At 63.8% G+C, this 15,523-nt stretch carries 11 protein-coding genes; 7 read left to right on the top strand and 4 right to left on the bottom strand.

What is annotated here, in order from left to right:
* Nucleotides 1-2: 2 nt before the first annotated feature.
* The 6 genes from ilvN to metG all read left to right on the top strand — a co-directional run bounded on the left by ilvN (nt 3) and on the right by metG (nt 8,847).
* Nucleotides 3-515 (top strand): acetolactate synthase small subunit, encoded by a 513-nt coding sequence (gene ilvN / locus J2Y68_RS14230; RefSeq protein ID WP_021470923.1) that lies wholly within the window; start codon nt 3-5, stop codon nt 513-515.
* Between the two features lie 66 nt (nt 516-581).
* Nucleotides 582-1,607 (top strand): ketol-acid reductoisomerase, encoded by a 1,026-nt coding sequence (gene ilvC, locus J2Y68_RS14225; RefSeq protein ID WP_309994420.1) that lies wholly within the window; start codon nt 582-584, stop codon nt 1,605-1,607.
* Between the two features lie 275 nt (nt 1,608-1,882).
* Nucleotides 1,883-3,478, top strand: a complete 1,596-nt coding sequence (gene serA, locus J2Y68_RS14220) for a phosphoglycerate dehydrogenase (protein ID WP_309994419.1) — start codon at nt 1,883-1,885, stop codon at nt 3,476-3,478.
* Nucleotides 3,479-3,690: 212 nt separating this feature from the next.
* Nucleotides 3,691-6,501, top strand: coding sequence for an ABC transporter permease (locus J2Y68_RS14215; RefSeq protein ID WP_309994417.1), 2,811 nt, complete (start codon nt 3,691-3,693; stop codon nt 6,499-6,501).
* Nucleotides 6,498-7,253 (top strand): ABC transporter ATP-binding protein, encoded by a 756-nt coding sequence (locus tag J2Y68_RS14210; protein WP_211711615.1) that lies wholly within the window; start codon nt 6,498-6,500, stop codon nt 7,251-7,253. Before J2Y68_RS14215 ends, J2Y68_RS14210 begins: the two co-directional genes overlap by 4 nt.
* A gap of 34 nt (nt 7,254-7,287) precedes the next feature.
* Nucleotides 7,288-8,847, top strand: a complete 1,560-nt coding sequence (gene metG / locus J2Y68_RS14205; protein WP_309994414.1) for a methionine--tRNA ligase — start codon at nt 7,288-7,290, stop codon at nt 8,845-8,847.
* A 112-nt stretch (nt 8,848-8,959) separates the two neighbouring features.
* On the opposite strand, the gene J2Y68_RS14200 is transcribed toward metG, so the two are convergent.
* The 4 genes from J2Y68_RS14200 to J2Y68_RS14185 form a co-directional block, all read right to left on the bottom strand.
* Entirely contained in the window at nt 8,960-11,428 is a 2,469-nt protein-coding gene (locus tag J2Y68_RS14200; protein WP_309994412.1) for an ABC transporter permease, read from the bottom strand.
* Nucleotides 11,429-11,431: 3 nt separating this feature from the next.
* Nucleotides 11,432-12,226 carry an ABC transporter ATP-binding protein gene (locus J2Y68_RS14195; RefSeq protein WP_309994410.1) on the bottom strand — a complete coding sequence of 265 codons (795 nt, stop codon included), beginning with the start codon at nt 12,224-12,226 and terminating at the stop codon, nt 11,432-11,434.
* Between the two features lie 108 nt (nt 12,227-12,334).
* Entirely contained in the window at nt 12,335-13,048 is a 714-nt protein-coding gene (locus J2Y68_RS14190; protein ID WP_309994409.1) for a response regulator transcription factor, read from the bottom strand.
* Between the two features lie 3 nt (nt 13,049-13,051).
* Nucleotides 13,052-14,236 (bottom strand): sensor histidine kinase, encoded by a 1,185-nt coding sequence (locus tag J2Y68_RS14185; RefSeq protein WP_309994407.1) that lies wholly within the window; start codon nt 14,234-14,236, stop codon nt 13,052-13,054.
* Nucleotides 14,237-14,362: 126 nt separating this feature from the next.
* On the opposite strand from J2Y68_RS14185, the gene J2Y68_RS14180 reads away from it, so the two are divergent.
* A complete protein-coding gene (locus tag J2Y68_RS14180; protein ID WP_309994405.1) occupies nt 14,363-15,415 on the top strand; it encodes a 3-isopropylmalate dehydrogenase in 1,053 nt (350 codons plus the stop codon).
* Nucleotides 15,416-15,523: the final 108 nt, after the last annotated feature.

Raw genomic sequence — 15,523 nt, 5'->3', positions numbered from 1 at the left:
GCATGACCCGCCACACACTGTCGGTTCTGGTAGAAGACAAGCCCGGCGTGCTGACCCGCGTGGCCAGCCTGTTCGCCCGGCGCGCGTTCAACATCAACTCCCTTGCCGTGGGACCCACCGAGGTTCCCGGCATGTCCCGCATGACTGTCGTCGTCGACGCCGACGGCGACCTGATCGAGCAGGTCACCAAGCAGCTCAACAAGTTGGTCAACGTGATCAAGATTGTGGAGCTGACTTCTGAATCTTCCGTACAACGCGACCACATCCTGGTTAAGGTACGTGCGGATGCCGCGACACGTCTGCAGGTTACCCAGGCTGCAGACCTGTTCCGTGCCGCCGTCGTCGACGTGTCCACAGACTCGTTGGTGATTGAGGCAACCGGTACCCCCGAGAAGCTCGCAGCGCTGCTTTCAGTGCTTGAGCCGTTCGGCATCCGTGAAATAGTGCAGTCCGGCACCTTGGCCGTTGGACGGGGATCCCGCTCCATGAGTGACAGGGCGCTCCGCTCCGCGTGAGCAGCGTCCAGTACCGCAGCACCACCATAAATATCTACGAAAAACCACTCAAGAGGAGTTACGCAAGTGACTGAAATGTTCTACGACGACGACGCAGACCTGTCGATCATCCAGGGCCGCAAGGTAGCCATCGTTGGCTACGGTTCCCAGGGCCACGCCCACGCGCTCAACCTGCGCGACTCCGGCGTCGAGGTAGTCATCGCGCTCAAGGACGGCTCGAAGTCGGCCGCCAAGGCAGAGGACGCCGGCTTCACGGTCAAGAACGTTGCCGACGCCGCCGAATGGGCCGACGTCATCATGATCCTGGCTCCGGACCAGCACCAGCGCTCGATCTTCAACGACTCCATCAAGGACAAGCTGACGGAGGGCAAGGCACTTGCCTTCGCACACGGCTTCAACATCCGCTTCGGTTACATCGAGGCTCCCGCCGGCGTTGACGTCATCCTGATCGCCCCGAAGGCTCCGGGCCACACCGTTCGCCGCGAATTCGAAGCTGGCCGCGGTATCCCGGACATCATCGCTGTTGAGCAGGACGCTTCCGGTTCCGCTTGGGACCTGGCGAAGTCCTACGCCAAGGCCATCGGCGGCACCCGCGCCGGCGTCATCAAGACCACCTTCACCGAAGAGACCGAAACCGACCTCTTCGGCGAGCAGGCTGTTCTTTGCGGTGGCGTTTCCCAGCTCGTCCAGTACGGCTTCGAAACCCTGACCGAAGCCGGCTACCAGCCGCAGATCGCCTACTTCGAGGTACTTCACGAGCTCAAGCTCATTGTCGACCTCATGTGGGAAGGTGGCATCGCCAAGCAGCGCTGGAGCGTTTCCGACACCGCTGAGTACGGCGACTACGTCTCCGGCCCCCGCGTCATCACCCCCGAGGTGAAGGAAAACATGAGGGCTGTCCTCGCGGACATCCAGAGCGGTGCTTTCGCCAAGCGCTTCATCGACGACCAGGACAACGGCGGCGTCGAGTTCAAGGAGCTGCGTGCCAAGGCAGAGCAGCACCCGATCGAAGAGGTCGGCCGCGAGCTCCGCTCGTTGTTCTCCTGGCAGCAGCAGGACGCTGACTACGTCGAAGGTTCCGCAGCCCGCTGATCGCCTGACCGGCAACAGCCCTGCAACAGACGCCCGTCCGGCAAAACAGCCGGGCGGGCGTCGCCGTTTTACGGGCATTTTCCCATCAGTAATGCCCGCTGCCTGAGCTGTGAACTTCTTCACAACGCTTCCGGTCCGTCCGTAACATCCCTCCCCGGCACCGGAAACAGCGCCCGGATTCGATATTCTGGGCTGGTCCCGGCGCCGTGCCCGGGCCACGCATCCGCTCCTTGTCCAGTTCTGTCCCAAAGTTGTCCAAAGTAAGGTGCCACCCCGTGTCAGCCAGCAAACCCGTCGTCCTCCTCGCCGAGGAACTTTCGCCCGCCACCGTCGAGGCATTGGGCCCGGACTTTGAAATCCGTCAGACCGACGGTGCCGACCGTTCCCAGCTGCTGTCCGCAATCGCCGACGTCGACGCCATCCTGGTCCGCTCGGCCACGCAGGTGGATGCCGAAGCGATCGCCGCTGCCAAGAACCTCAAGATCATCGCCCGCGCCGGCGTTGGACTGGATAACGTGGACATCAAGTCCGCAACGCAGGCCGGCGTCATGGTGGTCAACGCCCCGACGTCGAACATCGTCTCGGCAGCTGAGCTGACCGTGGGCCACATCCTCAGCCTGGCCCGACACATTCCGCAGGCCAGCTCGGCGCTGAAGAACGGCGAGTGGAAGCGCTCCAAGTACACCGGCATCGAACTGTTCGAGAAGAAGATCGGCATCATTGGCCTGGGCCGCATCGGCGCCCTGGTCGCAGCACGCCTGCAGGGCTTCGAGACCGAAATCCTCGCGTACGACCCCTACATCACGTCTGCCCGCGCAGCCCAGTTGGGCGTCAAGCTGGTTACCCTCGATGAATTGTTGGAAAACTCCGACTTCATCACCATCCACATGCCCAAGACACCCGAGACGGTGGGGATGCTGGGAGCGGATGCGTTCGCGAAGATGAAGGAATCGGCATACGTCATCAACGTTGCCCGTGGTGGCCTGGTGGACGAGGAAGCCCTCTACACCGCCCTGAAGGAAGGCCAGATTGCTGGCGCCGGCGTGGACGTCTTCGTCAAGGAGCCGAGCACCGACCTCCCGTTCTTCGAGCTCGATAACGTCGTGGTAACCCCGCACCTTGGAGCATCAACGGATGAGGCCCAGGAAAAGGCCGGCGTTTCCGTCGCCAAGTCCGTCCGCCTTGCCCTGGCCGGCGAGCTCGTGCCGGACGCCGTGAACGTTGCTGGTGGAGTCATTGCACCGGACGTCCGTCCGGGCATCCCGCTGATCGAAAAGCTCGGCCGGATCTTCACCGCCCTGACCCACGCTTCCCTCACGCAGATCGACGTCGAGGTGGCAGGCGAGATCGCTGCGCTGGACGTCAAGGTGCTTGAACTCGCTGCACTGAAGGGCGTTTTCGCCGATGTGGTGACCGAGCAGGTCTCCTATGTCAACGCCCCGGTCATCGCCGAGCAGCGCGGCATCAACACCCGCCTCATCACCACCCCGGACGCTGAGGACTACCGCAATGTCCTGACCATCCGCGGAGCCCTCAGCGACGGTTCGCAGATCTCTGTCGCGGGAACGCTGACAGGCCCCAAGCAGGTTGAGAAGCTCGTGGGCGTCAACGGATACGACGTCGAAATTCCCATCAGTGAGCACCTGGTGGTAGTGGCGTACGCCGACCGTCCGGGCGTCATCGGCACCATCGGCCACATCCTGGGCATGAACAACATCAACATCGGCGGCATGCAGGTTGCACGTCAGACCGAAGGCGGGCAGGTCCTTGCGCTCCTGACCATCGACAGCTCGGTTCCGCAGCAGGTCCTGGAAGCCATCAAGGCCGGGATCGGCGCAGACATGGTCCGGGAAGTGGATCTGGAGGACTAGGACTGATCCGAATCAGCTGATGTTCGCGTGCCTGCGACACACCCTTAGGCACGCAGGAGTGGCCGGTCTGCTTACAATGGCTGGGTCCGGGATTCGGACCCGGCAGCAGGCCGGCCACAACTTTTTGCACATACAGCCCGGTATTCCCCTGCGTTCCACGCAAAATGCCGGACCATGTGTGCGCGCCCGCAATCAAGGTCTCAGGGAGCCCAATGAACGCCGTCCAAAGGTTCATCAGAAGCCGTGTGCTGCTGCTGACCGCGGCCATTTTGATCGTCGCAATGTGTTTGTCCGTCCTAGTTCAGAGCCAGTCACAGGCAGCCCTGAACCGTACAGTGGACGAGAACTCGCGGGGACTCTACGACATCCTGGTCCAGGCAAAGCCTGACCAGTCTCAAGACGGCGACGGCGGTGCATTGATCCAGCCGGAGATCGCCAACGGTCAGGGCGGCATCAGCTTTGATCAACTGGAGAAGATCCGCGGCATGGGCCAGACGGCCGTTGCGGCGCCCATCAGCCTGGTCTCGCGCGTGTCCCAGAACCTGGAAGCCCCCCGGCTCAATGCCATGGACTACCTGGGATATAACGCTGGCCTTGCCGGGGCAGTAACTGCGGGGGACCCCTCCGCCATGGATTCAAGCAAGTGGCCTGCAGCCGAATCCGTGCTGTCCGATACCCCCAAGAAATACCGCCTGACGGCATCGGCAACCAGTTCTGACGGCGTCAACCAGCAGACCCTTTTCAAGACCAGTGCCGAGGGCACCCTGGGCAAGGGCCGCCTGGTGCAGGAACAGGCAGCCGGCGGCACGAACGTCCGGATCGCCGGGCCTGATGGTGAAACCGGGGTCAAGTTTCCCGCCCCGGCCCTCGGGTCCGAGCACAACCTCTTCAACCTTTCCGTGGCGCTTCCCCTGGCACCTGAGGTGACCGAGTCCGTCGTCGCCGTCGATCCCGCAGCCGAAAGGGCCCTCCTCGGCTCGGCCGGCGATTTCCTGGCGCCGCTTGAAAAGGCACCGCCGGCAGATGCCCGCGACGCCGGAGCCATCGGACGCCACTTCGAAAGCCTCTTCACCACGGGCCTGAGCATGGAACAGTTGGAGGAAGGCCCGGATTTCCTGGGCGTCAAGCTCAAATACTGGGCACCCCTCATGACGCAGTACCAGCAGGCCAAGCGTGATGGTCTGCTGACGAATGACTCCAAGGCGATCCCGCTGATCGTCCGGACGGGCACTTCGCTGGACCTGCAGTACTCGGTCAAGATCGAGGAACTCGACGCCAGCGGCAAGGTGGTTAAGGACGTCGGCACGGTCACCCGATCCTTGGACAAGGATTACCTCCCGTTCGTTTCCAAGTCCCCGTTCGCCCTGGAGTGGCCCGGTTCCACGGACCACAGCCAACTGCTGGGCAGCACGGCCTCGTTCAGCCAGGGTTTGTATAACCCGGCGACGTGGAGCACCGCGTTCGCTGCTGCGCCGAAATACAAGGACGGCGAAGACGCCGCCAATGGCGCCTCAGACAAGAGCGCTACCCCGGGGGATTGGGTCACTGTGAACCGTTTGCCGGAGAAGTCCTCCTTTGGCGCGCCGGTGGACCAGACCCAGCGCAAGCCCGTCGATGAGCGGTCGTACCGGGAAGACCTGGAAACCGGCAAGAAGCCCGCTGCCCCTCTGCCCATGGTGTACGGCACCTTTGATCCGGCAGCCGTCCAAGCCGCAGCCGGTGACGTCAACAAGCTGCCGTTGGGTGGCTACGACCCGGCCCCGATGACACTCAGCAAGGACGCCAACGGCAAGGACGTCGACGGCACGGCCCTGAAGCCTTCCTTGAGCGCTACCGGCCTGGTCAGCCAGTCTGCCGGCGCCATCACGGATTACTACGGCTTGGCCGCAGCACGCGGTTACGACTCGAACGCCAACGTGATCGACGCCGTCCGTGTCCGTGCCAACGCATCGGGCAACTGGAAGACAGCGCAGCCTGAGGTGGAGAAGCTGGCCACCCAGATCCGCGAGCTCGGCCTCGAAGCCACCGTGGTGGCTGGATCGGCCCGCGAAGACGCCAACATCTTTGTTCCCGGTTACAGCAAGGACGACGCCGGCAAGGAGTCACCGCTGGGCACCGTCCAGCAGTCATGGGTTCGCCAGGACGCTGCTGACGCGGTTTCCGGGTCCCTGACCGGAACCAACATCACCCTCCTGTTCCTGACATTGTTGGGCGCCACGCTCCTGACCGGCGCCTCGACGGTGAGCTACATCCGCCAGCGGAGAAGCGAAGCCGGCATTCTGCGGGCTATGGGCTGGACCCAGAAACGGATCCGGTCCTGGGTTCTGGAAGAGTTCGCCGTGGGAGCTGCGGCACTGACGGTTGCCGGGGTGGTCCTCAGCCTCCTGAGCTGGAACATTGCAACCGTGATCGTCTCCGCAACCATGCTGGTCATTTACGTCGGCGCGGCTTTGTTGGCCGCCCAACAGCTACGCCACCGCGTAGTGGTTGACCAGGAACCGCAGCATGACGAACGACTGGTCACCGTGGACTCGCCGTTGACGTTCGCCAACAGGCAGCTCACCACCAACAGGTTCAACTCGATCTCGTTGGCCGTGGCCGTTGGCGTCTTCGGCGCCGCGGTAGGTGCCCTGATCGCCCTGCTGATCGACATTCCCCGCGCAGCCGGTGCCAGCGCGCTGAGTGGCCTCGCGGCCGCCAGCATCGCGGCGCCAAGCGTGATCCTCGCCGTCTTCGGCGTGGTGGTTGGGCTGCTCTTGACGCTTGTCACTGGCCGGTTCGAGCTTCATGCCAAGCGGGAATACCTCGGCACGCTACGGGCCATGGGTTGGAACCCGGACATGTTGGGACAGGTCCGCTTCTTCGAAAATGCACTGGTGGGCACTGTGGCACTTCCCCTGGGCGTCCTCGGCGCACTGGGCCTGGGTCTGCTCCTTGCCCCCTACGCGGCCCTTTGGGCCGGACTGGCCGGTCTGCTGGCCGTAATTTGCTGGATTCCGATTGCAACGAAAGTAGTCAAATGACTGACAACCTCAACCCCGAGCTGGCGGCCACCCCGGAATCCACGGAAGAGTCGCTGCAGACCCGAGCCAACACGATCGTGCGGGCAGCGGACCACGCAACGCCCCTGGAACTGAGCCGCGTCACCATCCACTACGGTGGCGACAAAGGCGGAGCCGAGGAAGTCGACGTCGTCGATGACTTCAACCTGACGCTGCACGCCGGTGAGATGCACTGTATCGCCGGCCGAAGCGGCTCCGGCAAGACCAGTATCCTGACGGTCAGCGCCGGACTTACGCTGCCGACGTCGGGCAAGGTCTTCTGGGAAGGCGTGGCGCTGGACACGATGGGCGACGACGAAATCGCGGACCGCCGTCGTGCCCTCATCGGTTACGTCGATCAGGGCGGTGCCTTGATCGACGGCATGAGCGCGTTGGAGAACGTCCTGCTTCCCGCCGTTCCCGATGGCGAAGTGGAGCAGCGCACGGAAATGGCCAAGGACCTTTTGGACCTGGTGGGCCTGGGCCGTCGAATGCGGCACCGTCCCGCCCAGCTTTCAGGTGGCGAACGCCAGCGCGTGGCCATTGCTCGCGCACTGATCCTGGGCACCCGTGTCCTGGTGGTGGACGAGCCCACTGCCAGCCTCGACCGTGCCGCAGCCAACCGCATTATCGGAATCCTGAAGGACACCACCAGCGACGGCATCGCCGTCATGGTGGCTTCCCATGACCACGAGTTGGTCCGCCTCAGCGATACGCTGACCGAACTTAACTAAGCTCTTTCATCCGAAATAAAGGTAACTTTTTAGAGTGACGTCTCCAGAGAAATCCCCGTTCTACATCACCACCGCAATCAGCTACCCCAACGGCGTGCCGCACATCGGACACGCCTATGAGGTCATTGCAACGGATGCCATGGCGCGCTTCAAGCGGCTTGACGGTCACGAGGTGTTCTTCATGACCGGAACGGACGAGCACGGGCTCAAGATGCAACAGTCCGCGGAGAAGGAAGGCATCACTGCCAAGCAGCTCGCGGACCGGAACTCTGCGGCGTTCAAGCAGATGAGCCAGGACCTGGGCATCTCCCACGACCGCTTCATCCGCACCACGGACAAGGACCACTACGCTGCCTCGCAGGCCATCTGGAAGAAGATGGAAGCCAACGGCGACATCTACTTGTCCAAGTACGAGGGCTGGTATTCGGTCCGCGACGAGGCGTACTACGTCGAGGACGACACCGTGGTCAAGGAGGACGGCCTCCGTTACTCCAAGGAAACGGACACGCTGGTCACCTGGACGGCTGAGGAAAGCTACTTCTTCCGGCTCTCCAACTACCAGGACAAGCTCCTGGAGCTCTACGGGGAACAGCCGGAGTTCGGTGCTCCACAGTCCCGTTTCAACGAGGTCATCAGCTTTGTCAAGCGGGGCCTCGAAGACCTGTCCATCAGCCGCACCACCTTCGACTGGGGTGTTCCGGTTCCGGGCGATGAAAAACACGTCATGTACGTCTGGGTGGACGCACTGACCAACTACCTCACTGGTGTGGGGTACCCGGACGTCGAGTCCGAATCGTTCAGGAAGTTCTGGCCGGCCGACGTCCACGTGATCGGCAAGGACATCTCGCGGTTCCACGCCATCTACTGGCCCGCGTTCCTGATGAGCGCCGGTCTGGAATTGCCGAAGCGCGTCATGATCCATGGCTTCCTCACCAACAACGGCGTCAAGATGTCCAAGTCCCTGGGCAACGTGGTAGCACCGCAGGACTTCGTGGCGCAGTACGGCCTGGACCAGTGCCGATACTTCTTCCTCCGCGAAGTTCCGTTCGGCGCTGACGGCAATTACAACCACGAAGCGATCGTAGGCCGGATGAACTCCGACCTCGCCAACAACTTCGGAAACCTTGCCCAGCGTTCGCTGTCCATGGTGGCGAAGAACTGCGAGGGCAAGGTACCCACGCCCGGTGCGTTCACGGAGGAGGACACCGCCCTGCTGGCCCGGGCCGGTGAACTGTTGGACATCGCGCGCTCGGCGTTCGACAAGCAGGAATTCAGCCGCGCCCTCGAAGCCATCTGGGCCGTGCTGGGTGATACCAATGCCTACTTCGCCGAGCAGGCCCCCTGGGTGCTGCGTAAAACGGACGTCGAACGGATGAACACTGTCCTTTACGTCACCTTGGAAGTGGTCCGGATCGTGGCGATCCTCGCCCAGCCGGTGATGCCGTCGTCGTCGGCGAAGCTCCTCGAGGTCCTTGGGCAGCCGGAAGGCGACGCCCGCCAGTTCGCTGCGATCGCCACGCCGATCGTCGCGGGCACAGAACTGCCGGCACCTGCGCCGGTCTTCCCGCGCTTCGAGGAACCCGCCGAGGCCTAGCAGCGCTCTTCCAGGAACCATACCCTTCAGCGGAACGCTCCCGCATTTCCACCGGCAGGACCGGAGGCAATGCGGGAGCGTTCCGCTTTAAGGGCTATTTGGTGATGGAGCGTCAAGCGGTGGCAAGCCCTTCGACAGGGGACAAACGTGCCGCACGCCGGGCCGGAATCACTGATGCGAGCAGCCCGGCCACCACGGCCACACCGAAGACGGCCAGCAGTTGCATCCACGGCACAGCGGGAACGACGGTCGCCACACCGCCGAGGGTGGCCTGTGCGCCGAGCCAGCCGTAGACGACGCCCATCCCGGCCCCCAGGAGGGCGGACACTCCCGCAACCAGCACGGCTTCGATAGCCAGCATCCCGCGGAGCTGGCCCTTGGTCAGCCCCAGTGCACGAAGCAGCGAGTTCTCGCGGGTCCGTTCGAGGACGGAGAGTGACAGGGTATTCGCCACACCGATCAAGGCAATGACCACGGCCACGCCCAGCAACCCCGTGACCACCAGCAGCAGGACATCGATGATGCTGTTGAACGTCACACGTTCGATCGCCGCACCGCTGACAGTGCGTTCCGGTACGCCGAGGGCCGACGCGATCTCCTTTTGGATGGCCTGAACCCGGTCCCCCGAGACGGAGTCGTCCAGCTTCACCCACACCATACCGGGGGTTTCCGGCAGCGGCGCCGAAGCAATGCTGGTTGCTTCAACGAAGGCAGGGACGTTCCGGGTACGCAAAACCTTCGATTCGAGCGACACATCGCCGGCAGTCGTTCCGATGGCTGCGCGGCCGGCAACCGAGTCTTCAGGCAGGTACACCATGCCAGGAGAAGGCTTCAGGTTGATATCCCGCAACACTGATCCTGCATCAGCTGCCGGGAGGGCATAGACGGTTCGTCCGCCATCGGGAGTGGCCCCGTCCTTCAAGGTTCCCACCGCCTGCAGCAGGACCGCAGCGCTGACGCCGTCGAGCGTTTTGATCCTGTCCACTGCCTGGGAAAGGTTGGCCGTGCCGTCCACGGCAGTCTGGGCGGAAAGGTCAACGGGGTAGTTCTCCGCAAGGGTGTCGTTGAACGCCTGCCGCGACGTCGCCGCGCCCGTCATCATGAGGGACACCAGGGTCACGCCAATCAGCAGGGCCGCAGCCGTGGCCGAAGTACGCGCCGGGTTGCGGGTGGCATTGACGGCGGCAAGCCTGCCGGGCACGCCGGCCGGTGCCGCCAGACGGCCAGCCAAAGCGACCACCGAGGGGATGAAGAGTGTGGAGCAGAGCAGGATGCCCACGAACGACGCTGCGCCACCCAGCAACGCAACGGGCAGCGCCACGTTCAGGCTCCCGTATGCCAGCAGGCCAGCGCCACCCAACAAAGCCAGCAACCCAATGACGAGGCGCAGCCTGCCACGCCGGTTCCGGACGGACGCGTCATCGGCGGGCCGCAAAGCGGCAAGAGGCGCCACAGCGGTCGCCGCCTTAGCAGGCACCAACGCCGCAACTACGGTCAACAGGGTTCCGGCCACCAAGCCGGCAATAATGGCCGACGGCGGAACCGCCAGCGTCGCGAAGGCCTGCTCCGGTTGGGACTTGGCCCAGGCGATCAAGGCTGTCATCAGGCCGGTGGCGGCAAGGACGCCCAGCACAGAGGAAATGAATCCGACCGCGAGGGCTTCGAGCAGGACAGACCCGCGGATCTGGGAACGCCCGGCGCCCAGGCACCGCAGCAGCGCCAATTCCCGGGTCCGTTGAGCCACCAGGACAGAGAACGTGTTGGCCACCACCAAGGTGGATACGAGGATGGCCACTCCAGCGAAGGCGAGCAGGACTACCGTCAACTGGTCCTGTCCGGCGCTGAGCATGGCGACCGTCGAGGTGACCTTCTCCTGGGCTGTTTCGACGACGGGCGACACAGCCCCGGCAGCTTCCATCCTGTGGGAGATGTAGTCCTTCGCCGCGGACACGTCCTCCCCGGGTTTGAGTGCGAACTGCAGACCCGTATACCCGGCCCCGGCGTCCTGCACAGCGTTGAGCACCGTGTCGGAGGCAAGCAACTGGGCGGCCGAGGACGAAAAAGGATCATTCGTGGCCTGCATCAGCCCCGTAATGGTCACCTTCGCGTTCTTGACCGGACCCGCCCCGTGCAACTCCAGCGTGCTGCCGACGGTAAGCCCCAGATGTCCGGCGGTCTTGACGTCAACAGCAGCTTCCAAAGCCTGCGAAGGCATGGAACCGGAGGAGAGGACAGCGCCCTCCAAGGAGGCTGGGGCTGCATTCCGAAGGCGGCCGAATTGCTCACCTCCGCCAGCCTGGAAGGTTACATACGTGGACCGCTCCGCGTAGCTGTCCGCCACAGCAGGTGAAGAAACAGCAGCATCCACGGCAGCCTGGGTGAACGGTTCGCCGTTCTTGGACGTCGCCACGAGATCCGCTTTACGGTAGGCCTCGCCAATACTCGCACCCAAGGATGCATTGGTGCTTGCGCCCACCATGAGGGTGGCAGCGAGGAACATCACCGACAACATCACGGCAAGTCCAATCGCCACGAACCGCCGGTAGTGCGTCGTCAATTGGGACAGTGCAACACGCAACATGCCTTACGCCCCCAGCTTGCCAAGGGCGGCCAGGACAGAATCTGCTGTGGGGTCGTGGATTTCTCCCACAAGGCCACCGTCGCTCATCAGCACCACCCGGTCCGCATAGCTTGCGGCCACGGGATCGTGGGTGACCATGATGATGGTCTGGCCCATTTCCTGGCTGCTCCGGCGAAGCAAAGCAAGAACTTCGCCGCCGGCCTTCGAGTCCAGGTTGCCGGTAGGTTCGTCACCGAAGACGACGTCGGGACGGGTCAACAGCGCCCGGGCTACTGCCACGCGCTGCTGCTGGCCCCCGGAGAGCTCATGTGGACGGTGCTTCAGGCGATCCTTCAGGCCAAGGGTGCTGACAACGGTATCCAGCCACCCGGCGTCGGCCGTTGTGCCCGCCAATGCGAGCGGAAGCGTGATGTTCTGCTCGGCCGTGAGCGTGGGCACCAGGTTGAAAGCCTGGAAGACAAAGCCGATCCTTTCACGCCTCAGCGCGGTGAGCTGGCGGTCGTTGAGACCGGTCAACTCCGTGCCACCCAGCACGATGCGGCCGGAATCCGCCGAGTCCAGGCCTGCCAGGCAATGCATGAGGGTGGACTTGCCGGATCCGGAGGGCCCCATGATGGCCGTGAACTTCCCGGCGTCGAAACTCACCGACACTCCGTCCAGGGCCGTAACGCTCGTATCGGCACGCCCGTAGCTTTTGGTCAGCTTGAAAGCTTCGACGGCGGGACGGGCTTGGGCAGCGTCCGATCCCTCGGGCCGGTTTGTTCCTGAAGGGTGGGGGAGAGGCATGAATGTTGTCATGCTTCCACGCTAGGGTTCGGTGCACCCCTGCCGGATCGGGCCGGGGACCGATTCCCGGACACGCCAACTCATACCGTGGTCTGAGCCCGGCAGGCACCCGGGATGAGGCTACGCCCCAGGCGCAACCACGCCGGTCTCATAAGCGATGACCACAACCTGGACGCGGTCCCTGGCGCCGAGCTTGGCCAGGATGTGGCCCACATGGGTTTTCACGGTGGCTTCGGATAAGAACAACCCCGCCGCGATCTCAGGATTGGACTGCCCTTGGGCGATCAGGTGGAACACTTCGCGCTCGCGGGCCGTGAGGCTCTCGACGGCCGCAGCGTGCTGGCTCTGCTCTGGCGTCTGGGTCCTCAGGAGCGGCGCCACATGGTCCAGCAAGCGACGGGTAGTGGACGGGGCGATCACAGCGTCGCCACGGTAAACGGTGCGGATCGCCTCAAGGAGCTCCTCGGGTGGGGCATCCTTGAGGAGGAACCCGCTCGCGCCGGCCTGAATGGCAGCCAAGGCATACTCGTCCAGGTCAAAGGTGGTCAAGACGACGATCTTGACCTCTGCCCGCTGTGAGCCCGCGGGTTGGCTTGCTGCCTGCTCCAGGATGCGCCGGGTTGCTTCAATGCCGTCCATTCCGGGCATGCGGACATCCATGAGGACGACGTCGGCCGCTGTGGCGCTCAAAGCCTGGACAGCCTCGATGCCGTTCGCCGCTTCGGCCACGACTTCCAGATCCGGCTGGGAGTTGATCAGCATGCCAAATCCCGAGCGGACCAAGTGTTGGTCGTCCACCAAGGCAACCCGGATGGGCGCAGGAACATCGGACATGGGTTAGGCCTCCGAATAGGGGATGAAAGCGGACACGCGGAAACCGCCGCCCTGTTCCGGGCCTGCGGTCAAGGAACCATCGTAGAGGGACACGCGCTCGCCCATGCCCCGCAAGCCGTTGCCGCCACCTGCCGCCGGCGGATCAGCGGCGGCGCCCCGGCCGTCGTCGACGATGTCCAGCTGCAGGCCCCGGCCTTGCCAGGCGAGCGTCACCCGCGCACTGGCCTTGGGGCCGGCATGTTTGATGACGTTGGTCAGTGCCTCCTGGATGATGCGGTATGCGGTCAGCTCCGCCCCGGCGGGAAGCGCCCTGCGGGGGACGCCGCTTTGGTCGAAGACAACCTGCAGCGTCGCGGCGCGGAAACCCAGAAGGAGCTCGTCCAGATCGGAAAGCCGGGGTTGCGGGCGGGTGGGGGAGTCGTCGTCGGAGCGGAGGATGCCCAACAGCCGTCGCATCTCTGCCAGGGAATCCCTGCCTGTGGCGGCAATGGTGGCCAGCGCTTCGGTGGCGAGTTCGGGCTTCGCTGCGGCTGCGTAACGTGCGCCGTCTGCCTGGGTAATGATGACGGACAAAGAGTGGGCCACGATGTCGTGCATTTCCCGCGCAATATGGGATCGTTCGTCAGCTGCGGCCAACTGGCGCTCCTGCTGCTGTTCTACTTCAAGCCGCCGGGTGCGGTCCTCCAATGCCTGGAGCTGGAGACGTCGAACGCGGGTGAGGTCCCCCAACGTCCAACTCACCAGCACCAGCATCCAAATCAGCACCGTATAGAGGGCCCCGATGGTGAGGCCCATGATGCCCGACTCTGCACTGCTGGAGAACTCGCGTGTGGTCAGCATGATGCCGCCAAGCATCCCTGCGAGCAACACTGTCCGGCTTGCCCAGGCCGGTCCGTAAGCGGCGGTGGCGTAAATGACGAGTGGAACGGCGATTTGGCCCGCCACGGGTTCCGCACCCACCGCCCACTGGACCAGGCACACAAGGATTACGACGACGGCGGCCATGGCCGGCCGGGTGCGTCGCCAAGCGAGGGGTAACAGAAGGCTGCAGGAAAGGAGTGCGAGCCACGGGTGCCCGGCAAGGAGATAGACCGGCCCAAAGAGCAGGATCAGGAGGCACGTAGCCGTAAGGTCCACTTTGAAGCGGTTGACCCGGAACCATTCGTATATTGCATGCCTGCTATCCACGCATACGACTCTATGCGGAGGCGGACCGTCCGGGCATCATGCCGTGGTCTTAACCCCGTACCGAGGCGTTGTTCGCAGAGTGAGACGATTTTGACCAGCATGTGGATTGCTTGGCTAGATAGACGTATGAGTGCAACGTCCATCAATCTCGCTGTCATCCCAGGCGACGGCATTGGCCCAGAGGTCATCGCCGAAGCCGTCAAGGTCCTCGAAAAGGCCGTCGCCGCCGAAGGCGTCTCCCTTGAGCTGACCAACTACAAGCTCGGTGCACAGCACTGGCTTGAGACCGGTGAGACCCTTCCGGACGAGGTCCTGACAGACCTGCGCACCCGTGACGCCATCCTTTTCGGGGCCGTGGGCGCTGCTCCCGGCGACACCCGCATCCCGTCGGGCATCATCGAACGCGAGATGCTCCTCAAGCTCCGCTTCACCCTGGACCACTACGTGAACCTGCGCCCGTCCCGGCTGTACGGAACCGTCGGCAGCCCCTTGGCCAACCCCGGAACGATCGACTTCATTGTGGTCCGCGAAGGTACCGAGGGTCCCTACGTGGGCAACGGTGGAACCTTGCGTGGCGGCACTCCGCACGAAGTTGCTACCGAGGTTTCCCTCAACACGGCACACGGCGTCGAGCGTGTCGTCCGCGATGCCTTCCGCCGCGCCAGCGAGCGTCCGCGCAAGCACGTCACTCTCGTCCACAAGCACAACGTGCTCGTGTTCGCCGGGCACCTATGGAAGCGGACCGTCGAGGCAGTGGCCAAGGAATTCCCCGAGGTCACCCACGACTACCTGCACATCGACGCCGCCACTATCTTCATGGTGACCGAGCCCTCCCGCTTCGATGTCATCGTCACCGACAACCTCTTCGGCGACATCCTCACCGACCTTGCCGCTGCCGTCACCGGCGGCATTGGCCTGGCGGCATCGGGCAACATCAACATGGACCGCACAGCACCGTCCATGTTCGAACCCGTCCACGGCTCCGCTCCGGATATCGCCGGACAGCAGAAAGCCGACCCCACCGCGGCCATCCTCTCCGCAGTGCTCCTCCTGGACCACCTTGGCTACACCACGGCGGCCCGCAAGATCGAAGCGGCAGTAGTCGCCGACGTCGAAAGCCGCACCGGCGAGCCGCGCAGCACAGCTGCCATTGGCGACGCCATTGCGGCGGCACTTTAGGCCCAAATCTCAGGCGTAAGCTTGTCTTGAATTATTTACCTGCTTCCCTGGTCCATCGCTGAACCACACCCTTCGGGGCCGCGTTCGCCCTGCCAGGTAGCTGACTGT

The sequence above is a fragment of the Paenarthrobacter nitroguajacolicus genome (assembly GCF_031455195.1).
Taxonomy (GTDB): Bacteria; Actinomycetota; Actinomycetes; order Actinomycetales; family Micrococcaceae; genus Arthrobacter; species Arthrobacter nitroguajacolicus_D.
Note: the sequence above shows the minus strand (reverse complement) of the source record. Positions and strands in the feature narration are given on the sequence as shown.

What these genes read in the sequence shown, in the direction of transcription:
- J2Y68_RS14215 (WP_309994417.1), top strand. Translation starts at nt 3,691, where the DNA reads ATGAACGCCGTCCAAAGGTTCATCAGAAGCCGTGTGCTGCTGCTGACC.
- J2Y68_RS14200 (WP_309994412.1), bottom strand. Translation starts at nt 11,428, where the DNA reads ATGTTGCGTGTTGCACTGTCCCAATTGACGACGCACTACCGGCGGTTC.
- J2Y68_RS14180 (WP_309994405.1), top strand. Translation starts at nt 14,363, where the DNA reads ATGAGTGCAACGTCCATCAATCTCGCTGTCATCCCAGGCGACGGCATT.
- ilvN (WP_021470923.1), top strand. Translation starts at nt 3, where the DNA reads ATGACCCGCCACACACTGTCGGTTCTGGTAGAAGACAAGCCCGGCGTG.
- J2Y68_RS14190 (WP_309994409.1), bottom strand. Translation starts at nt 13,048, where the DNA reads ATGTCCGATGTTCCTGCGCCCATCCGGGTTGCCTTGGTGGACGACCAA.
- J2Y68_RS14195 (WP_309994410.1), bottom strand. Translation starts at nt 12,226, where the DNA reads ATGACAACATTCATGCCTCTCCCCCACCCTTCAGGAACAAACCGGCCC.
- J2Y68_RS14210 (WP_211711615.1), top strand. Translation starts at nt 6,498, where the DNA reads ATGACTGACAACCTCAACCCCGAGCTGGCGGCCACCCCGGAATCCACG.